Annotated in this window: 30 protein-coding genes; 16 read left to right on the forward strand and 14 right to left on the reverse strand. The window is 65.7% G+C overall.

Going from position 1 to position 21489, the window contains the following annotated elements; translation table 11 throughout:
• Window positions 1-50: 50 nt before the first annotated feature.
• Complete coding sequence (locus tag V5734_RS17500) at window positions 51-821, forward strand: FCD domain-containing protein (protein ID WP_347310892.1); 771 nt, start codon at window positions 51-53, stop codon at window positions 819-821.
• A 73-nt stretch (window positions 822-894) separates the two neighbouring features.
• Here V5734_RS17500 and V5734_RS17505 read toward each other — a convergent pair whose 3' ends face one another.
• From V5734_RS17505 to V5734_RS17525, 5 genes are all read right to left on the reverse strand, one after another.
• Window positions 895-1449 carry a F0F1 ATP synthase subunit B gene (locus V5734_RS17505; protein ID WP_347310893.1) on the reverse strand — a complete coding sequence of 185 codons (555 nt, stop codon included), beginning with the start codon at window positions 1447-1449 and terminating at the stop codon, window positions 895-897.
• A 4-nt stretch (window positions 1450-1453) separates the two neighbouring features.
• Complete coding sequence (locus V5734_RS17510; RefSeq protein ID WP_347310894.1) at window positions 1454-2029, reverse strand: F0F1 ATP synthase subunit B'; 576 nt, start codon at window positions 2027-2029, stop codon at window positions 1454-1456.
• 80 nt (window positions 2030-2109) lie between these two features.
• Window positions 2110-2346: a F0F1 ATP synthase subunit C gene (locus V5734_RS17515; protein ID WP_138662497.1), complete on the reverse strand. Its 237-nt coding sequence runs from the start codon at window positions 2344-2346 to the stop codon at window positions 2110-2112.
• Window positions 2347-2395: 49 nt separating this feature from the next.
• On the reverse strand, window positions 2396-3124 hold the full coding sequence (locus V5734_RS17520) for a F0F1 ATP synthase subunit A (RefSeq protein ID WP_347313660.1): 729 nt from the start codon (window positions 3122-3124) through the stop codon (window positions 2396-2398).
• Between the two features lie 44 nt (window positions 3125-3168).
• Window positions 3169-3498, reverse strand: coding sequence for an AtpZ/AtpI family protein (locus tag V5734_RS17525; RefSeq protein WP_347310895.1), 330 nt, complete (start codon window positions 3496-3498; stop codon window positions 3169-3171).
• A 281-nt stretch (window positions 3499-3779) separates the two neighbouring features.
• Between V5734_RS17525 and V5734_RS17530 the strand changes: the two genes are divergently transcribed.
• A complete protein-coding gene (locus tag V5734_RS17530; RefSeq protein ID WP_347310896.1) occupies window positions 3780-4103 on the forward strand; it encodes an ArsR/SmtB family transcription factor in 324 nt (107 codons plus the stop codon).
• Window positions 4104-4305: 202 nt separating this feature from the next.
• Here V5734_RS17530 and V5734_RS17535 read toward each other — a convergent pair whose 3' ends face one another.
• Both V5734_RS17535 and V5734_RS17540 read right to left on the reverse strand, forming a co-directional pair.
• Window positions 4306-5187 (reverse strand): DMT family transporter, encoded by an 882-nt coding sequence (locus V5734_RS17535; protein WP_347310897.1) that lies wholly within the window; start codon window positions 5185-5187, stop codon window positions 4306-4308.
• 7 nt (window positions 5188-5194) lie between these two features.
• A complete protein-coding gene (locus V5734_RS17540) occupies window positions 5195-6076 on the reverse strand; it encodes a LysR family transcriptional regulator (RefSeq protein ID WP_347310898.1) in 882 nt (293 codons plus the stop codon).
• A gap of 208 nt (window positions 6077-6284) precedes the next feature.
• Between V5734_RS17540 and V5734_RS17545 the strand changes: the two genes are divergently transcribed.
• Together V5734_RS17545 and V5734_RS17550 are read left to right on the forward strand one after the other, a co-directional pair.
• Window positions 6285-6560, forward strand: a complete 276-nt coding sequence (locus V5734_RS17545; protein WP_347310899.1) for a hypothetical protein — start codon at window positions 6285-6287, stop codon at window positions 6558-6560.
• Between the two features lie 172 nt (window positions 6561-6732).
• Window positions 6733-7323 carry an FMN-dependent NADH-azoreductase gene (locus V5734_RS17550; RefSeq protein WP_347310900.1) on the forward strand — a complete coding sequence of 197 codons (591 nt, stop codon included), beginning with the start codon at window positions 6733-6735 and terminating at the stop codon, window positions 7321-7323.
• A gap of 112 nt (window positions 7324-7435) precedes the next feature.
• Here the strand turns inward: V5734_RS17550 and V5734_RS17555 are convergent, their stop codons facing one another.
• Complete coding sequence (locus tag V5734_RS17555) at window positions 7436-8044, reverse strand: rhodanese-like domain-containing protein (protein WP_347310901.1); 609 nt, start codon at window positions 8042-8044, stop codon at window positions 7436-7438.
• 311 nt (window positions 8045-8355) lie between these two features.
• On the opposite strand from V5734_RS17555, the gene ffh reads away from it, so the two are divergent.
• The 8 genes from ffh (at window position 8356) to trmD (ending at window position 13251) form a co-directional block, all read left to right on the forward strand.
• The gene (gene ffh, locus V5734_RS17560) at window positions 8356-9882 is read left to right on the forward strand and encodes a signal recognition particle protein (RefSeq protein WP_347310902.1); all 1527 of its coding nucleotides are present in this window, start codon (window positions 8356-8358) and stop codon (window positions 9880-9882) included.
• On the forward strand, window positions 9879-10388 hold the full coding sequence (locus tag V5734_RS17565) for a GNAT family N-acetyltransferase (protein ID WP_347310903.1): 510 nt from the start codon (window positions 9879-9881) through the stop codon (window positions 10386-10388). The genes ffh and V5734_RS17565 overlap by 4 nt, the downstream gene beginning before the upstream one ends.
• Window positions 10385-10921, forward strand: coding sequence for a GNAT family N-acetyltransferase (locus V5734_RS17570; RefSeq protein WP_347310904.1), 537 nt, complete (start codon window positions 10385-10387; stop codon window positions 10919-10921). Before V5734_RS17565 ends, V5734_RS17570 begins: the two co-directional genes overlap by 4 nt.
• A 135-nt stretch (window positions 10922-11056) precedes the next feature.
• Window positions 11057-11353, forward strand: coding sequence for a chorismate mutase (locus V5734_RS17575; RefSeq protein WP_347310905.1), 297 nt, complete (start codon window positions 11057-11059; stop codon window positions 11351-11353).
• A 54-nt stretch (window positions 11354-11407) separates the two neighbouring features.
• Window positions 11408-11773 carry a 30S ribosomal protein S16 gene (gene rpsP, locus V5734_RS17580; RefSeq protein WP_347310906.1) on the forward strand — a complete coding sequence of 122 codons (366 nt, stop codon included), beginning with the start codon at window positions 11408-11410 and terminating at the stop codon, window positions 11771-11773.
• 14 nt (window positions 11774-11787) lie between these two features.
• Window positions 11788-11940 (forward strand): hypothetical protein, encoded by a 153-nt coding sequence (locus tag V5734_RS17585; RefSeq protein WP_347310907.1) that lies wholly within the window; start codon window positions 11788-11790, stop codon window positions 11938-11940.
• Window positions 11930-12439, forward strand: a complete 510-nt coding sequence (gene rimM / locus V5734_RS17590) for a ribosome maturation factor RimM (protein ID WP_347310908.1) — start codon at window positions 11930-11932, stop codon at window positions 12437-12439. Before V5734_RS17585 ends, rimM begins: the two co-directional genes overlap by 11 nt.
• Window positions 12436-13251, forward strand: a complete 816-nt coding sequence (trmD, locus tag V5734_RS17595) for a tRNA (guanosine(37)-N1)-methyltransferase TrmD (protein ID WP_347310909.1) — start codon at window positions 12436-12438, stop codon at window positions 13249-13251. The genes rimM and trmD overlap by 4 nt, the downstream gene beginning before the upstream one ends.
• 33 nt (window positions 13252-13284) lie before the next feature.
• Here trmD and V5734_RS17600 read toward each other — a convergent pair whose 3' ends face one another.
• Window positions 13285-13581 carry an antibiotic biosynthesis monooxygenase family protein gene (locus V5734_RS17600; protein ID WP_347310910.1) on the reverse strand — a complete coding sequence of 99 codons (297 nt, stop codon included), beginning with the start codon at window positions 13579-13581 and terminating at the stop codon, window positions 13285-13287.
• 301 nt (window positions 13582-13882) lie between these two features.
• On the opposite strand from V5734_RS17600, the gene V5734_RS17605 reads away from it, so the two are divergent.
• The 4 genes from V5734_RS17605 (at window position 13883) to V5734_RS17620 (ending at window position 16082) form a co-directional block, all read left to right on the forward strand.
• On the forward strand, window positions 13883-14278 hold the full coding sequence (locus tag V5734_RS17605; protein WP_347310911.1) for a hypothetical protein: 396 nt from the start codon (window positions 13883-13885) through the stop codon (window positions 14276-14278).
• A 272-nt stretch (window positions 14279-14550) separates the two neighbouring features.
• A complete protein-coding gene (rplS, locus tag V5734_RS17610) occupies window positions 14551-14934 on the forward strand; it encodes a 50S ribosomal protein L19 (protein ID WP_347310912.1) in 384 nt (127 codons plus the stop codon).
• Window positions 14935-14945: 11 nt separating this feature from the next.
• Window positions 14946-15167 (forward strand): 50S ribosomal protein L31, encoded by a 222-nt coding sequence (gene rpmE, locus V5734_RS17615; RefSeq protein ID WP_347310913.1) that lies wholly within the window; start codon window positions 14946-14948, stop codon window positions 15165-15167.
• Between the two features lie 105 nt (window positions 15168-15272).
• On the forward strand, window positions 15273-16082 hold the full coding sequence (locus tag V5734_RS17620) for a division plane positioning ATPase MipZ (protein ID WP_347310914.1): 810 nt from the start codon (window positions 15273-15275) through the stop codon (window positions 16080-16082).
• Between the two features lie 6 nt (window positions 16083-16088).
• Here the strand turns inward: V5734_RS17620 and V5734_RS17625 are convergent, their stop codons facing one another.
• The 5 genes from V5734_RS17625 to V5734_RS17645 form a co-directional block, all read right to left on the reverse strand.
• Window positions 16089-16250, reverse strand: coding sequence for a hypothetical protein (locus tag V5734_RS17625; protein ID WP_347310915.1), 162 nt, complete (start codon window positions 16248-16250; stop codon window positions 16089-16091).
• 148 nt (window positions 16251-16398) lie between these two features.
• Window positions 16399-19599 carry an efflux RND transporter permease subunit gene (locus V5734_RS17630; RefSeq protein WP_347310916.1) on the reverse strand — a complete coding sequence of 1067 codons (3201 nt, stop codon included), beginning with the start codon at window positions 19597-19599 and terminating at the stop codon, window positions 16399-16401.
• Window positions 19596-20558 (reverse strand): efflux RND transporter periplasmic adaptor subunit, encoded by a 963-nt coding sequence (locus tag V5734_RS17635; protein ID WP_347310917.1) that lies wholly within the window; start codon window positions 20556-20558, stop codon window positions 19596-19598. The genes V5734_RS17630 and V5734_RS17635 overlap by 4 nt, the downstream gene beginning before the upstream one ends.
• A 13-nt stretch (window positions 20559-20571) precedes the next feature.
• On the reverse strand, window positions 20572-20772 hold the full coding sequence (locus V5734_RS17640) for a YgaP family membrane protein (RefSeq protein ID WP_347310918.1): 201 nt from the start codon (window positions 20770-20772) through the stop codon (window positions 20572-20574).
• 136 nt (window positions 20773-20908) lie between these two features.
• Complete coding sequence (locus V5734_RS17645) at window positions 20909-21466, reverse strand: carboxymuconolactone decarboxylase family protein (RefSeq protein WP_347310919.1); 558 nt, start codon at window positions 21464-21466, stop codon at window positions 20909-20911.
• Between the last annotated feature and the right edge of the window lie 23 nt (window positions 21467-21489).

The raw sequence follows: 21489 nt of genomic DNA on the forward strand, positions 1-21489 counted from the left end.
TGCCAACTCGCCCCCGTGGTCATACATCTTGACCAATTCCCGGGGGTTCCATGCCGTTCCAGAAAGTCGAGCCGGAAAAGCTGTCTCACTCGGTCGTGCGCCAGATCGAACGGCTGATCCTGCAAGGCGTGCTGCGCCCTGGTGAGCGGCTGCCGTCCGAGCGCGAACTGGCGGAACGTCTCGGCGTGTCGCGGCCGTCCTTGCGCGAGGCCGTTGCGGATCTCCAGACCGCCGGCCTGCTGACCACCCGCGCCGGCGCCGGGGTCTATGTGGCGGAGGTTCTCGGCTCGGCCTTCTCGGCGGCGCTGATCCGGCTTTTCGCCAGCCATGACGAGGCGGTCTTCGACTACCTCTCCTTCCGCCGCGATCTTGAGGCGCTCGCCGCCGAACGCGCCGCGCGGCTCGGCTCGGATACCGATATCGAGGTGGTCGACACGATCTTCCGCAAGATGGAGGCCGCGCATCTCAAACGCGATCCGGCCGACGAGGCGCGGCTCGACGCCGAGTTTCACATGGCAATCATCGAGGCCAGCCACAACGTGATCATGCTGCACATGATGCGCTCGATGTTCGACCTTCTGCGGCAGGGGGTCTTCTACAACCGCCAGATCATGTTCAAGCAGCGCATGACACGGGGCGCGCTTCTCGACCAGCACCGGGCCATGCGCGACGCCCTCGTCTCCCGCGATCCGGCGGCGGCGCGCGCGGCGGTGGAACGCCATCTCGACTATGTCGGCCAGGCTTTGGCCGACGACCGCAAGGCCGCGCGCAACGAGGCCGTCGCCCGCCTCAGGATCGCGCAGGAAGCTGAACGCGACTGACCCTTCGGCAGGCGTACAAAAAAAGCCCGGCCGCAGGGGCCGGGCTTTCATTCATTGTCCCTCAGGCCGCTGTTCAGTGCAGCTTCGCCTCGACTTCGCCGATGGCGTTTTCGATCAGGCTGTTCTTCTCGGCCGCCGTCATCCGGCTCTTGATCAGGTCGCCCGCCGCGGCAACGGCGATATTGACGGCGCTGTCCCGCACTTCGCGCACCGCGGCCGCTTCGGCCGAGGCGATCTGGTCCTCCGCCGCGGCAAGACGCCGGGCGATCGACGCCTTGAGGTCGGCCTTGGCCTGTTCGGCCGCCGCCATCGCCTCGCGCTTCGCGGTCTCGACGATCCGGCCCGCCTGCTCCTGCACTTCCTTCTGCTTGCGCTCGTAGGACGCGAGGATCGTCCGCGCCTCGTCATGCAGCGCCCGCGCCTCGTCGAGGTCCGACTTGATTCCGGCGGCGCGCTTGTCGAGCAGCCCGCCGATCAGCGTCGGCACCTTGAAGTAGACCAGGACGCCGACGAAGACCAGGAAGGAGATCGTCACGACGAAATCGGTGTTGCGGAGCGTAAAGAACGGCCCCCCGGCGGCCAGCGCCGGGCTTGCCGTCAGGCTCAGGAGAATTGCGAGTTTCTTCATCCCCTCACCCTTTCAACCTGGCAGTCACGGCGTCCGCGACCGCCTTCGCATCGGCGGAGCCCCCGAGGGCCGCGACCAGCGCCTCGGCGGTGTCCCTGGCGACCTCGGCGACGTTCTTGGCCGCACCGGCGCGCACCTCTTCGATCCGCTTGGCGCTTTCGGCCGCCTTCGCGGCGATCTCGGCATCCGCCTTGGCGGTCGCCTTGTCGAGGTCCTTCTGGATCTCGGCCCGCGCTTCGGCGACGATCTTGTTCGCCTCGGCCCGCGCGTCGACCAGCGCCTGATTATAGGCCTTCTCGGCCTCCTCGGCCTTGAGCTTCAGCTCCTCGGCCGCGGCGATGTCGTTGGTGATCGTGCCCTGACGGTCGGCAATGATGCCGCCGATCCGGGGCAGCGCGATCCGCGACAGCACCAGATAGATCACGATCAGCGCCACCACGAGCCAGAAGATCTGGTTCGGGAAGGTCGCGAAATCGAGCTGGGGCATGCCGACGGATTCGGCAGCGTGCCCCGCCGCCTCGGCTGCGTGGCCGGCGGCTTCGGTCGCCGTTTCGGCTACCTCTTGCGTTGTGTTTGCCATCTCGGCCCCCTCGAAACCCGGATTACATCCCGGACGGGCGCGCCTGCCCCCGTCCGGCCGTAAGGATGGTTCTCAAAGGCTCAGACGGCGAACATCAGCAGAAGCGCGACGAGGAACGAGAAGATCCCCAGCGCTTCGGCGAAGGCGATGCCGATGAACAGCGTCGCGGTCTGGCCGGCAGCCGCCGACGGATTGCGGAGGGCGCCCGCGAGGAAGTTGCCGGCAACGTTGCCCACACCGACAGCAGCGCCACCCATGCCCATGCATGCGAGGCCAGCGCCGATGTAAGCACCCATTTGTACGATATCGCCTTCCATGTTCGTCACTCCTTACGGTTGGAATTGGCTAGAATTGAGAACCCGACCCCTAGTGGTGCGGATGCAGCGCATCCTTGAGGTAAACGCAGGTCAGGATGGTGAAGACGTAGGCCTGGATGAAGGCCACGAGAAGTTCGAGCCCGTACATCGCGGTGATCGCGAGGATCGAGAGCGGCGTCACGGCAATCCCGACGCCCGAGATCAGAACGAGCGGCGCGAAGGCCGCGAAGACCTTGATCACGGCGTGACCGGCCATCATGTTGCCGGCAAGTCGGATCGAGTGGCTGACCGGCCGCACGAAGTAGGAAATCACCTCGATCAGCGCCAGGACCGGGCGCAGTGCAAGCGGCGCCGACGAGACCCAGAAGAGGCCGAGGAAGCTCGCCCCGTTCTTGACGAAACCGACGATGGTCACGGTCAGGAAGACCGCGATGGCAAGGATCGCGGTGACGGCGATATGGCTCGTCGGCGTGAACGCCTTGGGCAGCAGCCCGAGGAAGTTCGAAAAGACGATGAAGCAGAAGACCGTGAAGATATAGGGGAAGAACTTCAGCCCGTCCTTGCCGGCCACGTCCTCGACCATCTTGTGGATGAAGCCGTAGGCCATCTCGGCGATGGACTGGATGCGCGAGGGCACGATCGCCCGGCCACGGGTGCCGAGCACGAAGAGCGCGATCACCGCGAGAACCGTCACCGCCATCCAGAGGGTCGCATTGGTGGGCGTGTACCAGGCCATGTGATCGCCGCCGAAGAGCGGTTTCACGATGAACTGATCCATCGGGTGGAACGCCAGACCTTCGCTATGCTCTTCCGTCGCCACGTCTATTCCCCTTCGTCCCGGGCGGACGGCTCCGCCCCTTTCTGGTCCTGGATCTCCTTGGCGGTGCGAAGCATCGTCTTCACGCCGGCCGCGAAGCCCAACAGTATGAACAGCACCAGGAAGACGGGCATGGTTCCGAAGAACCAGTCGAGCCCGTATCCGATGCCGAAGCCGATCCCCAGTCCGGACACCAGCTCGATCACCATGCGCCAGCCCTGGCTGGCGGCCGAGTAATGCTCGTCGGCGCGGGGCTTCGGAGCACGGGCCTTCTTCGCCGCGGCGAGCTTTTCCTCCAGCGCCTTCAGACGCTTTGGATCGGGCTCGCCGGACATGGATTGGCCCCCTCGGTCAGTCGCGGGATAGCTACGGCGGGATGCGCCGCGAGTCAATGCGGGAATCGGATCAGGAAACGCAATACAAGTTATTGATATAGTTATATTTTGCGCAAACACACCCCGTAGAACGCATGCCCGCATTCGCGCGCCGGCGGTTATTTCGCACGCGCTGGCATATTCAACTTTCCGGTTGACCATCTTGCGGCGCGGCGGAATCCGACCCCGCGCCGGAAGGGCCCGCTTCCCCCGGCCCGCCGGCCCCGCTACACTTCGGCGCCATGACCCTCGACGCGATCTTCGCAGCCCTCTCCGACCCGACCCGTCGGGCAATCCTGACCATGCTCCTCGAGGACGACATGGCCGTGACGGATGTCGCCGAACCGTTCGAAATGTCCCTTGCCGCCATTTCGAAACATCTGACGGTTCTCGCCGACGCCGGCCTGATCAGCCAGGAGAAGCGCGGACGGGTGAAGTGGTGCAAGCTCGAACCCGACGCGATGCGCGCCGCGACCGTGTGGATCCAGGGCTTCGGCCAGTTCGACCCGCTGGACTTCGACGCCTTCGAACGCTTCCTCGCCACGGAACTTCCTAACCCGCCCTGATCCGAAGGAGCACGCTTTCCGCGCGCAAGCTGTTCCTCTCCCCCCTTTCGCCAGGGCGAAAGGGGCTCGGGCCGCTTCGCGGGCAGTACTTGAAAACAGAAGGAGGGCTTCTTCTGTTCGGAAATACTCCCGCCGGAGGCAACCCGCACGCAGTGCCAGAAGGCGTGCGCGCGGAACGCGCGCTCAACCGGATCGCGCCGGTTCAGCCCTCGTCGTTCAGAAGGAGGGCGAGCGCCAGCGCCGTCAGCCCGACCCCCGCGATGACCAGCGCCGCTGGCGCCGGCTGGCCAAGGGCGATCTGCCAGAGGATCACCCAGGACGGGGTGAGATAGGTGTAGGCCATCACCTTTGCCGAGGGCAGGCGCAACGTCGCGTATTGCAGAAGAACGAAGGTCGCCGCGCTGGCGAAGACCGCCGTATAGGCGAGCGTGATCCAGACGATCGCCGGCAGGGCCGCCCAGTCCGTGGTCCGGATCGCGTTCCAGCCAAAGAGGCTTGTCACCACGGCACCCGCCACGAGCATGCCGAATGTGAAATCGACGGGGTTCTCGCCCCGGTTCAGCTTGCGCACCAAGGGCGTGTAGACCGCATGCGCCACGCAGCCGAGGAAATAGACCGCCTCTCCCCGGCCGATCTCGAACCGCAAGAGCGTCTGCCAGTCGGCACGGAAGATCACCCAGAGCGCGCCGGCTGCCCCGATGGCGAGGGCCAGAGCGATGCGGGGCGTCGCCACCTGGCGCAGGAGGAGCCAGCCGAAGCCTGCCGAAAGGATCGGCGTCAGCGTGAAGACCGCCGCCGCCGAGACCGCCGGCGCGGTCTTCAGCCCCTCGAACATGAGGACGAAGTAGCTCGCGAAGATCGTGCCGAGAACGGCGTGGCGCCAGGGCGCCCGGAACGACCCGCGCGGCAGCCCCGTGGTCGCGAGCGCCACGCCGCCGATGATCGCCGCCGCGAAGACGAAGCGCAGGGCCGTGAACGCGACGGGCGAGATGGCGTTCGCCATGAGCACCCCGAGCGAGAACGACCCCGCCACCAGCGCCGAGAAGAGGAGCATCGCCAGATGCCCCCGCGCGGCGTGACTCATCGCCCGGTCACTCCATCCCGCATTGCTGCGCATCCTCCTTCAGCGCCTTGAGGAAAAGCTGGATGCGCGGCGTGCGGTGCAGATCGACATGGGTGACGAGCCAAAGGGGCGTGTCCCAGTCCGGTCGGAGCGGCAGGGCCTCTCTCAGGCCCGGCAATCCGCGCGCGCCCAGAACCGGCAGGAAGCCGAGCCCCGCCCCCGCCATCACCGCCTCTCCCATGACCCGCGCCTCGTTCGTGCGGAAGATGATCGCTTCGTCCGGCACCCTTGTGGCGAGCCAGCGGTGGAACCGCGCGCGGCTGTCGGGGTCCGAGGGGCCGACGAAGCGATGGTTCGGCAGGTCGTCCTCGTCCTTCGGAAGTCCGTGCCGAGCGATATAGCTGTCGGACGCGTACAGCCCGATCCGGTGGGTGCAGAGCGGCTGCACCACATTGTCGGGTTCCTGCGGCCGGCCGCCGGCGCGGATCGCCACATGCGCCTCGCCGTATTCCAGCCGGAAGAGCCGCGGGTCGCTGACATACCGGATCCGCAGCCCCGGATATTCGTGTTGCAGCCGCACCAGGGTCGGTGTGACGAGTTCCGAGAGGCCGGGCACCGACGTCACCACCAGTTCGCCCGAAATCTCGGTCGCCGTCCCGGTGATCCGGGCGGCGAGATGGGCGAACTGATCCTCCGTCGCCTGGGCGACCTTCAGAAGCTCTTGGCCGGCCTCCGTGGCGGTATACCCACGCGGATGGCGCTGAAAGAGCTTCACCCCGAGACGCCCCTCCAGCGCGTCGATATGGCGGATCACGGTGGCGTGGTGGACGCCGAGCACCTCGGCCGCGCCCGAAACGGTCCCGATCCGCGCGACCTGGAAGGCGGTTCTGATCTCGTCCCAGTTCTCCATCCGGTATCCCCTTGGATTCTCACGAAATGTCACGAACGCATCACGACAATTTAATGTGCGCCAGCGAACAGATGCCCAACCAAATTGCCAGTTTTCCCAAACTATTCAACACCCATCTCTTCGCTACCGGCGCCGGTTCCGCTCCCTGGATCGTCGCCGGGCCGGCGCCCAATACCGGGCTTCCGCCCCTGACATGAAAGGACAGACCATGACCAAGAACCTCGCCCTCTCCGCCGTCGCGCTTCTCGTCGCCGCGCCCGCTTTCGCCAGCCCGACGCAGCTTGAGCTTTCGGCCGGCGTCGAACCGGGCGTCTACACAGTCGCGCAGGCCGGCGAGATTGCCTCGGCCGAAAGCACCGCGGACGCAGCCCGGTTGCGCGCCTTCTTCGCCGACCAGAACACCGGCGACGTGAGCCGCAATGCCGTCTCGGTGGGTGTCGCTTCGGATGCCGGCGAGCGCCTCGGCGGTTCCGATCGCCGTTGATCCGGACATCTGGGCTTCAACAGCCCCAAGGCGCGCGGCCCCAACCGCGCGCCTTTTTTCATGCCACGTCGCTCACTGTTCTTCTACGCACATATCCTGTTCTCTATGCCGGACTATGATTATCTGCGCACATATCTATTTTCTCGACATACCCATCACAAAGGACCCTGTCATGACCCGCATCCTCCGCATCGAAACCTCGATCAAGGGCGAGGCTTCCGTGTCGCGCAAGCTCACCGATCGTCTTCTGTCCCGTCTCACAACCGCGCATCCCGGCGCGAAGGTGACCGAGCGCGATCTCTCGCAAGGCGTGCCCGCGATCGACGCCGCCTGGATCGGCGCGGTCTTCACCCCGGCCAGCGACCGGACATCGGAGCAAGCGCAGATCGCCGCCTATTCGGACCGGCTGCTCGACGAGGTGAAGGCGGCCGACATCCTCGTCATCGCGCTTCCGGTTTACAACTTCGGCGTCCCGGCGCAGCTGAAAAGCTGGATCGACCACCTTGCCCGCAAGGGTGAGACATTCGTCTATACCGACAAGGGTCCCGAAGGGCTCCTGAAGAACAAGCGCGCCATCGTCGCGCTCTCGTCCGACGGCACCCGGATCGGGTCCGAGATCGACTTCGCCTCGGGCTACCTGCGCCACATGCTCGGCTTCTTCGGCATCACCGATGTCGAATTCGTCGCCGCCGACGCGATGGTCTTCGACCCCGAAAAGACGCTGAAGGCCGCCGAAGCCCAGGTCGACGCCCTCGCGGCCTAAGTTCGAGGCAAGACGAAGCCGCTTTCGCCGTGACAACGGGACCCCGATCCGGGGTCCCTTTTTTCATCCGCCGCGCCGACCAGCGCAGGCCGCGATTGTCGCCCGATCCGGGCTAGGGCTGAACCACCGTCAACCCGAGCAGCCGCCAGCTCTGCATGCCGCCCCGGTAGTAGCGGATGCGCTCGGCCGGATAGCCGAGGCCGATCATGACCCGGATCGCCGAAGGCGACTGGCCGCACCAGAGCCCGTTGCAGAAAAGCGCGACCTCCTTCGCCTCCGTGCAGTCCCAGCCGTCGAAATCGGGCTCGCAGCCAAGGTCGCCGAGACGGTCGGCGATCTCGGTATAGGGAATGTTGATCGCGCCGGGGATCGTGCCGCCCTTGAACCAGTCCTGCGTGCGGCTGTCGATCACCACGGCGCCGCCTTCGAGAAGATCGAGAAGCTCCAGCTCCCCGATCGGCGTCACGCCCTCGGCGGGCACCATCGGCTGGATGCAGAAGGGCGGGCAGTCGCGCGACGTCCTCGCCCAGTCGCCCTGCAGAAACGCGTCGGGGTTCTGATCGCGGCGGATCTCGACCGGCCCGTCCGGGGTCTGGATCGTCACCACCGGACGATCCGGCGCGATCCCCACCCGGGGTGCCTCGGCCAGCGTGGGTCCGACTGCGGACAGGCACAGGATCAGCGCGCTCAGGCCGCGGCAGAGCAGAGTACGGATCGTCATGGCATTCTCCCTCTCAGCCGCAGTCCGAACGCTCCCATCCTGTCGACCGGCCGCGTCGGGGGCAACCCGCGAGGGGGCCCTCGGGTGCGCGACCGATCGTCCGCCACCGCGTGGCATACCGTAACCCCGGCTTGACTCCGCAAGCCCCCTCGCCTAGACGGACGGCATTCCGGAAGTTCGTTCGCTTCCGGTCCCCGAAGGTCAGGGGATCGCCATCCGTCAGCGCGTCGCGCCCACGGGTGCGTTTTGCGTTTGGGCGGTCCCGTGCCTATCTCGGGGCCAGAGAAGTCAACCGGCCAAGGAGGGCCCATATGTTCGAGAACCTGTCAGAACGCCTTGGCGGCGTCTTCGACCGGCTGACGAAACAGGGCGCCCTGTCGGAAGAGGACGTCAAGACCGCGCTGCGCGAGGTTCGTGTCGCACTTCTGGAAGCCGACGTCTCGCTGCCCGTCGCCCGCGATTTCGTGAAGGCGGTGGAGGCGAAGGCCACCGGCCAGGCGGTGACCAAATCCGTCACGCCGGGCCAGCAGGTGGTCAAGATCGTCCATGACGCGCTCGTCGACGTGCTGCGCGGCGCCGAAGACCCCGGCGCGCTGAAGATCGACAACCCGCCCGCGCCGATCCTGATGGTCGGCCTTCAGGGCGGCGGCAAGACGACGACCACCGCCAAGATCGCCAAGCGCCTGAAGGAGCGCGAGAAGAAGCGCGTCCTCATGGCCTCGCTCGACACCAACCGCCCGGCGGCGATGGAACAGCTCGCCATCCTCGGCAGCCAGATCGGCGTCGACACGCTGCCGATCGTGAAGGGCGAAAGTGCGGTGCAGATCGCCAGGCGCGCCAAGCAGCAGGCGACGCTCGGCGGCTACGACGTCTACATGCTCGACACCGCCGGCCGGTTGCAGATCGACGCGGTGCTGATGGACGAGGTCGCGCAGGTCCGCGACGTCGCCAAGCCCCGCGAGACGCTTCTCGTCGTCGACGGCCTCACCGGCCAGGTCGCGGTCGAGGTGGCCGAGGAATTCGACGCCAAGGTCGGCATCACCGGCGTCGTCCTCACCCGGATGGACGGCGACGGGCGCGGCGGCGCCGCCCTTTCGATGCGCGCCGTCACCGGCAAGCCGATCCGCTTCGTCGGCCTCGGCGAGAAGATGGACGCGCTTGAGACCTTCGAGGCAGAGCGCATCGCCGGCCGCATCCTCGGCATGGGTGACATCGTCGCCCTTGTCGAAAAGGCGCAGGAGACGCTGGAGGCCGAGCAGGCCGAGCGCATGATGAAAAGGTTCCAGAAGGGCCTCTTCAACATGAACGACCTCAGGGGTCAGCTTGAGCAGATGCTGAAGATGGGCGGCATGCAGGGCATCATGGGCATGATGCCGGGCATGGGGAAACTGTCGAAGCAGATGGACGATGCGGGCTTCGACGATTCTGTGCTGCGCCGCCAGATCGCGCTCATCAACTCGATGACCAAGAAGGAACGCGCCAATCCCGACCTTCTCCAGGCCAGCCGCAAGAAGCGCATCGCGGCCGGTGCCGGGCTCGAGGTCTCGGAACTCAACAAGCTTCTGAAGATGCACCGCCAGATGGCGGACATGATGAAGAAGATGGGCAAGATGGGTAAGGGCGGTATGCTGAAACAGGCCATGAAGGGCATGTTCGGCAAAGGTGGCGGCATGCCGGACATGAACGACCCGAAGGCGATGGAGGAAGCGGCCAAGGCGATGGGCGCGAAACTGCCCGGCGGCATGGGCGGCATGGGCGGCGGCCTTCCCGGCGGCCTCGGCGGTCTCAACCTGCCGGGTGGGCTCTCCGGCCTCGGCGGATTCGGCAAGAAAAAGTGACCGCCCCCATCCTCCATACCGGGCGTCTGACGCTCCGCATGCCGAAGCTTTCGGACTTCGAGCATTGGGCGGCCTTCTTCGCCTCCCCCCGCTCAATCCACGAACGCGGCATGATGGACCGCGCCGAGGCCTATCGCCACTGGGCCGCCGATGTCGCGCTCTGGCCGCTCAAGGGCTACGGCGCCTTCGGCCTCGACGACCGCGACACCGGCGCCTATGTCGGCGAGGTCGGGATCTACGAACCCGAAGGGTACCCCGAACCCGAGCTGGGCTGGTTCGTCATTCCCGAAGCCGAAGGCAAGGGCTTCGCGGCCGAGGCTGCCCGCGCGGTCATGCTCTGGGCCCGCCAGAGCTTCGGCTGGGACCGCCTCGTCAACATCATCGACCCGGCCAACCACCGCTCCATCGCGCTCGGGCTCAGGCTCGGCGGGGTAATCGACCCCGACCTGCCGGGCACCGATCCCGGCGACGTTGTGATCCGGCAGGACCTCAGGGGGCTCGCATGACCGTGACGCTCTCCGGCACGCCGGTGCTGTCGACCGAACGGCTGATCCTCCGCGCCCCGCGCAAGGGCGATTTCGAACCCTGGGCGGCGATGGCGACCTCGGAGCGCGCGCGCTACATCGGCGGGCCGCTCGACCGGAAGCTCGCCTGGCGGGCGCTCGGCCACCTGACCGGCCATTGGGTGCATCGCGGTTTCGGCATGTTCATCTTCTCGGCGAAGAACGATCCCGACACGCCTCTCGGCATGGCCGGCCCCTGGTTCCCCGAAGGCTGGCCGGAGCACGAGATCGGCTGGACGGTCTGGGCGCCGGAAGCAGAAGGCAAGGGCTATGCGTTCGAGGCCGCCGCGGCAACGCGCGACCATGCCTTCCGCGACCTCGGCTGGACCACGGCCGTCTCCTATATCGACCCGGACAACGTCCGGTCCATCGCGCTGGCCGAACGGCTCGGCGCACGGCGGGACGACGACGCCGCCCATCCCGGCGACGAGCCCTGCCTTGTCTATCGACACCCCGCGCCGGAGGTGTCGCAATGAAAGCCGTGCACCGTCTTGTCGCGAATGCCACGACGCGCGCCCTGCGGCCTGCGGAGGGCCGGCCTGTAGCTACGCATGTCCTACAGATGCGCTACGCGAAGAATACGCCCGCAATACCCCGTTCCGGAGGCTCGAATGAGTGATCCCACGACCCTCGCCGCGCATCTCCTGAGAGGTCACCGCGACAGCATCGACCGGCTCGACGCGATCCTGGTCTACACGCTGGCCGAACGTTTCAAGCACACCCAGGCGGTGGGGCGGCTCAAGGCCGAACACGACCTGCCGCCTTCCGACCCGGCGCGGGAGGCACGCCAGATCGAACGGCTGGAACGGCTCTCCGAAGAGGCCGACCTCGACCCGGAATTCGCGAAGAAATTCCTGACCTTCGTCATCAGGGAAGTCATCAGGCATCACGAGAAACTGCAAAAATAACCAAGGAATAACAGGCATCTGCCTGTTTCAAAGCCAGATATAGGAGAAACTGACATGGCTATGAAAATCCGCCTCGCCCGTGGGGGCTCCAAGAAGCGCCCGTTCTACTCGATCGTCGCCGCCGACAGCCGCATGCCGCGCGACGGCCGCTTCATCGAGAAGCTCGGCACCTACAACCCGCTCCTGCCGAAGGACTCCGAAGAGCGCGTGAAGATGAACATGGAGCGCGTGGAGTACTGGATCTCCCAGGGCGCCCAGCCGACCGACCGGATCGCCCGCATGCTCGAAGCCGCCGGCGTGAAAGAGAAAGCTACCCGCGCCAACATGAAGAAGGGCGAACCGGGCGACAAGGCCAAGAAGCGCGCCGAGGAGAAAGCCGCGAAAGCCGCCGCTCCGGCCGAAGAAGCGGCGTCCGAATAAGGCGCCGATCCGTCATGCTGATCGGCTTCTTCCTGCGCCGGGTCGTCACCCTCACGCTCTGTGCCGGGGCGTTCTGGCTCGGGCTGAAGGCCGATCAGCTGATCACTGTCAAACCGGCCGCCGCAACCGTGGCGGCCGATTGCCCGGAGGCGGCCGATGGCAACTGACCGGATCTGTGTCGGCGCCATTTCGGGCGCGTTCGGCGTCAAGGGCGAGGTGCGGCTGAAAAGCTTCTGCGCGGAACCCGAGGCGATCGCGGCCTATGCGCCCCTGTGGACCGAGGATGGGGGCCGCAGCTTCACCGTCAGGATCACCCGCGCGATCCCGGGCGGGCTTGCCGCGCGGCTCTCTGGGGTCTCGACGAAGGAGGCGGCGGACGCGCTGCGCGGCACCTCGCTTTTCGCCGACCGGGCGAAACTGCCGAACCTGCCGGATGACGAATTCTATCACGCCGACCTCATCGGGCTCGACGTGCTCGACACCGGCGGCGCGAAGATCGGCACGGTGCGCGCCGTCTTCAACCACGGCGCGGGCGACATCCTCGAAATCTTCGCGCCGGGGCGGAAGACCGCCTTGCTGCTGCCTTTCACCAGGGCCATCGTGCCGACCGTCGACCTTACCGCCGGACGGATCATCGTCGATCCGCCGGAGGAGACCGAGGCATGAGCGACCCGGACAAGCCGAAGTCGCATGGGCGGCTCGCCATCTCCGCCTCGATCAAGCCGCGCGAACTGATGACCGCGACACCGCGCATCAAGGGGGCGTGGTGCGCCAAGATCATCACCCTCTTTCCCGACGCCTTTCCCGGGACATTGGGGCTCAGCCTCACCGGCAAGGCCCTGCAGGAGGGGCTCTGGGCGCTTGAGACCATCGACCTGCGCCCCTTCGGCGTGGGAAAGCACCGCAATGTCGACGACACGCCGGCCGGCGGCGGGGCCGGCATGGTGCTGCGCGCCGATGTCGTGGCGGCAGCCATCGACGAGGCGTCCCTAGGCACGCCCAAGGACCGCACCCGCTGGCCGCTGATCTACCTCTCGCCGCGCGGCCGTCGCTTCGATCAGACCACGGCCCGACGATTGGCCGCGGCGGATGGGATCACGATGCTCTGCGGAAGGTTCGAGGGTGTCGATCAGCGCGTCCTCGATCATTACGCGGTCGAGGAGGTCAGCCTTGGCGACTTCGTGATGACGGGGGGCGAGATCGCCGCGCAGGCGATGATCGACGCCACCGTGCGGCTGATCCCCGGCGTGCTCGGCAACGCCGCCTCGACCGAGGAGGAAAGCCATTCCCACGGCCTTCTGGAGCATCCGCAGTTCACGAAGCCGGCGATCTGGGAAGGGCGCGAAATCCCGCCCGTCCTCATGTCCGGCCATCACGGCGAGATCGGGAAATGGCGTCGGGCCGAAGCGGAACGGTTGACCAGGGAGAGGCGGCCGGATTTGTGGCGCGACTATATCGAAAGAAAAAGCAGCGAGTAGCCGTGCTGATAGCCGGAAGATGGACAGCAACCGCTATCCGTCAACCAGATCATAGTGCTTGATCGTCCGAGACTCGACCAGTTCCTCCTCGGCAGGATCAATATGCGGGCTCTGATAGTCTTCGCCAACGAAAGCCTTCAGGCTGTCGAGGTCCTTCCAGACCATGACAAAGCTGAACTCCCGCGGGCTATCGGGCCGGGGTGCGCCGGGTAGGACGTTCACGATCCCTTTGGTGCCTTTCATCAGGGGAATCGCGGTGTCGTGGAAGAACGTGCCGAACTCCGCCTCCTTGCCCGGGCGGGTGACGACCTGGAATATGCGCATGATCATGGCTGGACCTTTCTATAGGCTGATGTCACAAACTGCCCTGACCGTTACCTGCCACCGCCTACCCTAGCACAGTTTGCCGTTTCCGGGCTGAAACGGCCCGGACTCCCTAGGGCAACTTGGCTTTCCCCGGTGGGAAACCACTGGATCTCAGGGCATTCACCCAATACGCCCCGCCCGTCCGGAGCTCGTCCGAGTCGGCCGGATTTGTGGAGAGAATTTTCATCCTCGGATGACTAAATCACTACCCGAAAACTTGTGCCGGCAAGGGACGGTCCGTTGCCAACAGTTAAGAACGCTGAGAATGAAGATCCGCGACAACATCTCCGAAGTCGTCCTCTACTCGGCATTCGTCTTCCTCTTCGTCGCGGGACTCACCACGGGGCTGAGCGCGAGTGCTTGCCGGAAGCAGACCTATCACGGTGAAAAAAAGCTGAGATTTTGCAGCATCTCGCTGAGCGTCGGATCGTTTTTGCCACATGACGCAGCGAAGCGTTCGATTATTTATGTTGAGCGCGGCATCGCCCTGAGTGAGCTTGGACACGCAGAGGAAGCGGTTTCAGACTTCCGACGCGCCCTCGATGACGTGGCCAGCAGTCGGGCATCTTACCGGCAGCGGATTGTCGAGCGCCTAGAGGCCGAAGAAGCCGGTTCCAAGGCACATAAGAACTTCGCCGCCGCTATGGCCCTCCGCAATTGACAGAGCCCACGCGTTTCGGCACGGAAATAGCTTGATCGCCTACCTCCTTCCCCCTATACCCCGCCCGTCCGGGGCTCGTCCGAGTCGGCCGGATTTGTCGTTTGTTGGCCCATGCCCTTCGTTTTCTTCGGCAAGGGCGGCGAGCAGCGGCAAAAGCAAGGAACGATGACCTGATCTCCGGCGGGCGCGGATGCGGACCCGATGAAGACGCGGAGCTCTGAGGCGCGAACACCATCGCGGAACCACCGCGAGCATTTGGAAAGGATCACGCGATGAACCTGATCGCGCAACTGGAGGCCGAGCAGATCGCCGAGCTTGGCAAGTCCATCCCGGACTTCAAGGCGGGCGACACGATCCGTGTCGGCTACAAGGTGACGGAAGGCACGCGCAGCCGCGTGCAGAACTACGAAGGCGTCTGCATCTCCCGCAAGGGCGGTCAGGGCATCGCCGCCTCGTTCACCGTCCGCAAGATTTCCTTCGGCGAGGGCGTCGAGCGCGTCTTCCCGCTCTACTCGACCAACATCGACTCGATCGAGGTCGTGCGCCGTGGTCGTGTCCGCCGCGCCAAGCTCTACTACCTGCGCGACCGTCGCGGCAAATCCGCCCGGATCGCCGAAGTCACCAACTACAAGCCCAAAGACGCGGCTGAGGCCTGAGGAGCGGGACCATGAAAAAAGACATTCACCCCGACTACCACATGATCGAGGTCAAGATGACCGACGGCACCACCTTCAAGGTCCGCTCGACCTGGGGCAAGGAAGGCGATCAGATGTCGCTCGACATCGACCCGTCCGTGCACCCGGCCTGGACCGGCGGATCGGCCAAGCTGATGGATACCGGCGGCCGCGTGTCGAAGTTCAAGAACAAGTACGCCGGCCTCGGATTCTGAGCCGGTTGCGCTTCCCAACCGGAAGCGCACAACATATAGTAGAGGCGCGCTGGGAACAGCGCGCCTTTTGATTCCGTGGCAGTCGGAAAATACGGGGACAGAGACGTGGCGCATATCATCGTTGTCGGAAACGAGAAGGGCGGGTCCGGGAAATCGACGACCTGCATGCACGTCGCGACCGCCCTCGTCCGCATGGGCCACAAGGTCGGCGCGCTCGACCTCGATCTTCGGCAGCGGAGCTTTGGCCGCTACGTCGAGAACCGCCGCGCGTATTCGCGGAAGGAAGGCCTCGACCTGCCGATGCCGGACTACCGCGACCTGCCCGAAGTGGACCAGGCGAGCCTCGGCGCGGGCGAGAACGTCTATGACCGGCGTCTGTCGGCCGCTGTTGCCGGGCTCGAGAAGGATGCCGAATTCATCATCATCGACTGCCCCGGTTCGCATACAAGGCTGAGCCAGGTCGCGCATTCGCTGGCCGATACGCTGATCACGCCGCTGAACGACAGTTTCATCGACTTCGACCTTCTGGCGCGGGTCGATCCGGATACCAGCCGGGTCATCGGCCCGTCGATCTATTCCGAGATGGTCTGGAACGCCCGGCAGCTGCGGGCGCGGGCCGGATTGCCGCCGATCGACTGGATCGTTCTGAGGAACCGCCTCGGCGCGCAGCAGATGCACAACAAGCGGAAGGTCGGCGGCGCGCTCGAACAACTGTCGAAGCGGATCGGCTTCCGCGTGGCGCCGGGTTTCTCGGAGCGGGTGATCTTCCGCGAACTCTTTCCGCGGGGTCTCACGCTCCTCGATCTGAAGGATGTCGGGGTGGAGCGGCTCAACATCTCCAACGTGGCCGCCCGGCAGGAAGTGCGCGATCTCATGCGCGAACTGCGCCTGCCCGGCGTCGACGTCGCGATCTGAGCAAGATCAGGCGGCGCTGCGCCCGGCGCGGATGAAGAGCGTCGGCAGGACCGTCCTGTTGCGGCGGGAGAACTCGGACCCCATCGACATCAGGCGCGTTTCGAATGCGTCCGGCTGTTCGGCCTTGGAGCGCGAGAAGCGATTGAGGATTGCGGCTGCGATTTTCATTTTTCGACCCTGTGACTTCGTGCCCCGTTGTTAAAACTTGCCCAAGGTCCGTGTCCGAATCGTGGCATGTGCGGGGATTTTCAGAGGATTTCTGGCGACGGATTGGGGGCCGCCCGGCGCGCAGGTGCGCGATCCGGGCGACCGCCGGTCAGGTCCGCAGCACCCGGTAGACCGCCGGGATCACCAACACCGTCAGGAGCGTCGACGACGCCAGGCCGAAGAGGAGCGAGATCGCGAGGCCCTGGAAGATCGGGTCGGTCAGGATCACCGCCGCCCCGATCATAGCGGCGAGCGCGGTCAGGAGGATCGGCTTGAAGCGGATCGCCCCGGCCTCGATCAGCACCTCGGTCAGCGGCCGGTCCGGCCGTTGCGCATGGCGGATGAAATCGACGAGCAGGATCGAGTTCCGGACGATAATCCCGGCAAGTGCGATGAAGCCGATCATGGACGTCGCCGAGAACGGCGCGCCGAAGGCCCAGTGACCGCCGAGGATGCCGATGAAGGTCAGCGGGATCGGCGTCAGGATCACCAGCGGCACCTTGAACGAGCCGAACTGCGCGACAACGAGGATGTAGATCCCGAGAAGGGCAATGCCGAACGCCGCCCCCATGTCGCGGAACGTGACCCAGGTCACCTCCCATTCGCCGTCCCAGAGGAGCGTCGGCACCGTCTCGTCGTCTGGCTGGCCGTGGAGCGAGATCTCGGGCTTCGGCAGCCCGGTCCAGTCCTGCGCGTCGATCGCCTCCTGCACGGCGAGCATGCCGTAGAGCGGCGCTTCGAAATCGCCTGCGAGTTCCGCCGTCACCATCTCGGCAGCGCGGCCATTGTGGCGGAAGACCGGGAAGGACGCGCGCTCCTCGGTCACCTCGACGACGTCGCCAAGCTCGACCACGCCGCGCGCGCCCGGCAAGACGTTGGCGGGGATCGGCGTCGTCAGGAAGCGTTCGTCGAGCGTGCGTTCGCCTTTCGGCCGCTCGATGCGGATCGGTATCGGCGGGCGCCCCTCGCCACGGTGCGAATAGCCGATGGTCGTACCGCCGTTGAGGATGGCGATCGTATCGAACACGTCGCCTTCCTGGACCTGGAAGAACTCTGCCGCGTCGGTCGAGACGGTGGTGCGCAGTCGCCGTGCCGGGTCGCCGTAGGAATTGTCGACGTCGACGATGAAGGGGACGGAGCGGAACGCCTCTTCGACCTTCGCGGCGACGGTGCGGCGGGTTTCCGCGTCAGGGCCGTAGATCTCGGCCAGAAGCGTGGCGAGGACCGGCGGCCCCGGCGGCGGTTCGACGGTCTTGAGGCTGGTGCCCGCGGGCACCGGCAGCGCCATGATCCTTTCGCGGATCTCCAGCGCGATCTCGTGGCTGGTGCGGTCGCGGTCGCCCTTGGGCAGGAGGTTGATCGCCACCTCGCCCATCTCGGGCGATGCCCGCATGTAGGAGTGCCGCACGAGACCGTTGAAGTTGAAGGGTGCCGCCGTGCCGGCATGGGTCTGGACGGAGCGCACTTCGGGCAGGTCGAGGACGGTCTTCGCGACCGCCTGCGCCACCGCGTCCGTCGCCTCGACCGAAGACCCTTCGGGCAGGTCGATGGTCACCGATAGCTCCGACTTGTTGTCGAAGGGCAGGAGCTTGACCGTCACATGCTTGGTGTAAAAGAGCGCGAGCGAGCCGACGGTCAGGACAAGGACGACGCCGATGAAGGCCCAGCTGCGCGCCTTCGACGCAAGGATCGGCCGGGCGACGGCACTGTAGGCGCGGCCGAGCGCGCCCCCATGGCCACCGTCCTCATGCCCGTGCGCGGGCGCCTTGCCGGCGACCTTCAGCATCAGCCAGGGCGTGACCATGACCGCGACGAAGAAGGAAAAGATCATCGCCGCCGAGGCATTGGCGGGGATCGGGCTCATGTAGGGGCCCATCAGACCGGAAACGAAGAGCATCGGCAGAAGCGCCGCGACCACGGTCAGGGTGGCGACGATGGTCGGGTTGCCGACCTCGGCCACGGCGTCGATGGCGGCACTCCGCCGGTCGCGCCCGTCGCCCATGCCCCAGTGGCGGGCGATGTTCTCGATCACCACGATGGCATCGTCGACAAGGATACCGATGGAGAAGATCAGCGCGAAGAGCGAGACGCGGTTCAGCGTGTAGCCCATGAGGTTCGACGCGAAGAGGGTGAGAAGGATCGTCACCGGAATGACGATGGCGACGACAAGCGCCTCGCGGCGGCCGATGGCGACCCAGACGAGCGCGATGATCGATACCGTCGCAAGCGCGAGGTGATAGAGCAGTTCATTCGCCTTCTCGTTCGCGCTTTCGCCATAGTCGCGGGTGACTTCCAGGCCGATCTCCTCGGGGATGAGCGTGCCTTCGAGCGCGTGGGCGCGGTGCAGGACCTCCTCGGCCACCGTCACGGCGTTTGAGCCGGCACGCTTGGCGACAGCGAGCGTCACGGAGGGAATGCGCTCAATTCCCTCTTCAGTCTTTGAGACCGTGGCGACGAGTTGTTCTTCCCCGTCCGGAGCGAAACTCACATCGGCCACGTCGCGGACATAGACGGGCCGGCCATCGCGCGTCGTCAGCAGGAGGTTCGCGATCTCTTCCGGAGAGCGCAGCGTTTCGCCAGCAACCAGCATGATCTGCTCGCCCGCGTCGCGGACCTGCCCGGTCGGGAAAGTGGTGTTGGCGCCGGTGACCTTACCCGCAAGCTGCTGAAGCGTGACGCCGTAAAGCGCCAGGCGCTCCGGGTCGGGCGCGATCCGCAGCCGCTCGCTGGTTTCGCCGACGATATAGGTCAGGCCGACATCGGAGATCTTCGCGATCTCGGTCCGAAGCTCGCGGGCGATGCGGGTGAGGTCGTTGGCGGTGACACGGCCCGTCGCGTCCGGTTTCGGCGCCAGGGTCAGCGACAGGATCGCCACGTCGTCAATACCGCGCCCGACGATCTGCGGTTCGGGGATGCCGACCGGGATGCGGTCCGCGTTTGCCCGGACCTTGTCATGGACACGCAGGATCGCGGCGTCGGACGGGGTGCCGACGAGGAACCGCGCGGTGACCATGACCCGGTCGTCCGAGGTCTGCGAATAGACATGCTCGACCCCGTCGATACCCTTGACGATGGTCTCCAGGGGCTCGGTGATCAGCTTCACCGCGTCCTCCGCCCTCAGCCCATTGGCCTGAACGTGGATATCGACCATCGGGACGGAAATCTGCGGCTCCTCCTCCCGCGGAAGCGAGATGAGCGCCACGATGCCAAAGACGAAGGCCGCCATCAGGAACAAGGGCGTCAGCGGCGAGGCGATAAAGGCCCGCGTGAGCCCCCCGGCAATGCCGAGTTTCTGCGCTTCGCCGCTCACGGTGCGACCACCTTGTCGCCGGCATTGAGGCCGCTCAGCACCTCGATCAGGTCCGCGCCGTCCTTCGTGACCACTTCTCCGAGCACCACGGCGCGCTGCGCCTCACCCTCCGCCGTCTCGACCGCGACGAAGTCGAGGCCGGACCGCGTGGTGACGGCACCCGCCGGAACGAGAAGCGCCATGCGTTCGCCGACGGGCAATTCCACGAGAACACGGGCATCTACATAGGCTGTCGCAAGGCCTTCGACCTCCACATCCGCAACGACGCGGCCGTTCGAGATTTGCGGGTAGAGTTTGGCGATCCTGCCCGATTCCGCCTCGCCCGCCGACGTGATGCGGATCTCTGCCCCCTCGCTCAGCGCTTCGGCATGCCGTTCGGGCACCGCGAGGCGCAGGAAGAAGCCGCCGCCGCCGATGGTAGCCACCGCCTCACCGGGAAGGATCACGGCGCCGAGCGTGACCGGCACGGTCAGGACCAGTCCATCCCCCGGCGCGAAGACGCGGCCTTCGGACGCCTGCTGGACCGAGATGTTGCGCTGCGCTTCCGTTGCGGAGATCTGACCGCGCACGACGTCGACATTGGTGCGAAGCTGGTCGAGCCGCTGCACCGTCGCCACGCCCCGTTCCACCAGCGCCTGGCCACGCTCAAGCTCGGTCTCTGCGGTCGCGAGCTGCGCTTGCAGCGATTCGATCTGCGCATCGAGTGCCGCGATCTGGAACGCGATCTTGTCGTCGTGGATGACCGCGATTTCCTGCCCGGCCGTCACCGTATCGCCCTCGCTGACCGAAAGCGACTGAACGACCCCGCCGATCCGTGCCCTCGCGGGCACGGTTTCACGCGTCTCGACCCGCCCGTAGACCGATTTCCATTCGGTCACCGGGGACGGTTCGAGCGTGATCGTCTCAGCCAGAAGCGGACCGGACGCCAGAAGGCTGGTGATCAGCAGGACTGCGCGCATGGCAAGCGGCCTTTCAGAATGCGCAGCCGGGTTTCACGCCGAGCTTGCGGAAGATCGAGGCGGCCGGGCAGAAGCCCGTGAAGGCCGACTGTAACAGGTTCAGGCCGATGAAGACCGTGAACCAGACGAAGTAGGGCGACACCCACTGGGTGAGCGCGACCGACAGAAGAACCATGGCGCCGGCGAAGGCGAGGATAGTACGATCGAGAGACATGACGACCTCCGGGTTTGTTATACATTCACATTTATGAATGTAATGAAGGGAAATCAAGCTCCCTTCTTCGGAATTGTCCGATTCATCCCAGACCGGGGCATGAAGGCCATGACCCAGATCAATTTTCGCGGGGCGTTCAGCCTGGATCGAAGGGCTTTTCGGCCAGTTCTGCGGCGATATCGTCGTCGAGAGGCGTGGCGAAGGTATTGAGGATGAAGCCCAGCGTCGAATAGAAGCCGACGGTCGCCATCAGGTCGAGCACACCCTCCTTGCCGACGGCCCCGGCCATTTCCGCCGCCGTCGCGGAGGTCAGGCGGGCCATGTCGAAGAGTTCGTCCACCGCCTTGGCGATGAGCCCGTCTGTCGGCGCCATTGCCGAGGGGTCCCCACGGATCGTTCCGATGCGCGCATCGGTGAGACCGCATTTCCGCGCCCGCGCGACGTGCTGGTTCCATTCGTAGGACGAACCGAGCCTTACCCCTGTACGCAGGATCGCCACCTCGGAAAGTTCGCGGCCGAGGGTCGTCTGCACAACCACATGATCACGAAGTCCCGCCCAGGCGCGCAATAGCGCGGGATGATGCGCCATTGTCCGGTAGACGTTCAGCCCGCCCGCGAATCCCTTTCGCATATCGGCCACGGCCTCCGGCCAAGATGCATCGTCGAGCGGCGGAAGGTGCAGGCTATCGGCCATCTTTGTCTCCGGATCAGGTGCCC

Origin of the sequence: Defluviimonas sp. SAOS-178_SWC, assembly GCF_039830135.1 — a bacterium.
Lineage (GTDB): Bacteria > Pseudomonadota > Alphaproteobacteria > Rhodobacterales > Rhodobacteraceae > Albidovulum.

Coding starts and splice junctions, on each gene's coding strand:
- V5734_RS17500 (WP_347310892.1), top strand. CDS start 51: ATGCCGTTCCAGAAAGTCGAGCCGGAAAAGCTGTCTCACTCGGTCGTG.
- V5734_RS17505 (WP_347310893.1), bottom strand. CDS start 1,449: ATGAAGAAACTCGCAATTCTCCTGAGCCTGACGGCAAGCCCGGCGCTG.
- V5734_RS17510 (WP_347310894.1), bottom strand. CDS start 2,029: ATGGCAAACACAACGCAAGAGGTAGCCGAAACGGCGACCGAAGCCGCC.
- V5734_RS17515 (WP_138662497.1), bottom strand. CDS start 2,346: ATGGAAGGCGATATCGTACAAATGGGTGCTTACATCGGCGCTGGCCTC.
- V5734_RS17520 (WP_347313660.1), bottom strand. CDS start 3,124: ATGGATCAGTTCATCGTGAAACCGCTCTTCGGCGGCGATCACATGGCC.
- V5734_RS17525 (WP_347310895.1), bottom strand. CDS start 3,498: ATGTCCGGCGAGCCCGATCCAAAGCGTCTGAAGGCGCTGGAGGAAAAG.
- V5734_RS17530 (WP_347310896.1), top strand. CDS start 3,780: ATGACCCTCGACGCGATCTTCGCAGCCCTCTCCGACCCGACCCGTCGG.
- V5734_RS17535 (WP_347310897.1), bottom strand. CDS start 5,187: ATGAGTCACGCCGCGCGGGGGCATCTGGCGATGCTCCTCTTCTCGGCG.
- V5734_RS17540 (WP_347310898.1), bottom strand. CDS start 6,076: ATGGAGAACTGGGACGAGATCAGAACCGCCTTCCAGGTCGCGCGGATC.
- V5734_RS17545 (WP_347310899.1), top strand. CDS start 6,285: ATGACCAAGAACCTCGCCCTCTCCGCCGTCGCGCTTCTCGTCGCCGCG.
- V5734_RS17550 (WP_347310900.1), top strand. CDS start 6,733: ATGACCCGCATCCTCCGCATCGAAACCTCGATCAAGGGCGAGGCTTCC.
- V5734_RS17555 (WP_347310901.1), bottom strand. CDS start 8,044: ATGACGATCCGTACTCTGCTCTGCCGCGGCCTGAGCGCGCTGATCCTG.
- ffh (WP_347310902.1), top strand. CDS start 8,356: ATGTTCGAGAACCTGTCAGAACGCCTTGGCGGCGTCTTCGACCGGCTG.
- V5734_RS17570 (WP_347310904.1), top strand. CDS start 10,385: ATGACCGTGACGCTCTCCGGCACGCCGGTGCTGTCGACCGAACGGCTG.
- V5734_RS17575 (WP_347310905.1), top strand. CDS start 11,057: ATGAGTGATCCCACGACCCTCGCCGCGCATCTCCTGAGAGGTCACCGC.
- rpsP (WP_347310906.1), top strand. CDS start 11,408: ATGGCTATGAAAATCCGCCTCGCCCGTGGGGGCTCCAAGAAGCGCCCG.
- V5734_RS17585 (WP_347310907.1), top strand. CDS start 11,788: ATGCTGATCGGCTTCTTCCTGCGCCGGGTCGTCACCCTCACGCTCTGT.
- rimM (WP_347310908.1), top strand. CDS start 11,930: ATGGCAACTGACCGGATCTGTGTCGGCGCCATTTCGGGCGCGTTCGGC.
- trmD (WP_347310909.1), top strand. CDS start 12,436: ATGAGCGACCCGGACAAGCCGAAGTCGCATGGGCGGCTCGCCATCTCC.
- V5734_RS17600 (WP_347310910.1), bottom strand. CDS start 13,581: ATGATCATGCGCATATTCCAGGTCGTCACCCGCCCGGGCAAGGAGGCG.
- V5734_RS17605 (WP_347310911.1), top strand. CDS start 13,883: ATGAAGATCCGCGACAACATCTCCGAAGTCGTCCTCTACTCGGCATTC.
- rplS (WP_347310912.1), top strand. CDS start 14,551: ATGAACCTGATCGCGCAACTGGAGGCCGAGCAGATCGCCGAGCTTGGC.
- rpmE (WP_347310913.1), top strand. CDS start 14,946: ATGAAAAAAGACATTCACCCCGACTACCACATGATCGAGGTCAAGATG.
- V5734_RS17625 (WP_347310915.1), bottom strand. CDS start 16,250: ATGAAAATCGCAGCCGCAATCCTCAATCGCTTCTCGCGCTCCAAGGCC.
- V5734_RS17635 (WP_347310917.1), bottom strand. CDS start 20,558: ATGCGCGCAGTCCTGCTGATCACCAGCCTTCTGGCGTCCGGTCCGCTT.
- V5734_RS17640 (WP_347310918.1), bottom strand. CDS start 20,772: ATGTCTCTCGATCGTACTATCCTCGCCTTCGCCGGCGCCATGGTTCTT.
- V5734_RS17645 (WP_347310919.1), bottom strand. CDS start 21,466: ATGGCCGATAGCCTGCACCTTCCGCCGCTCGACGATGCATCTTGGCCG.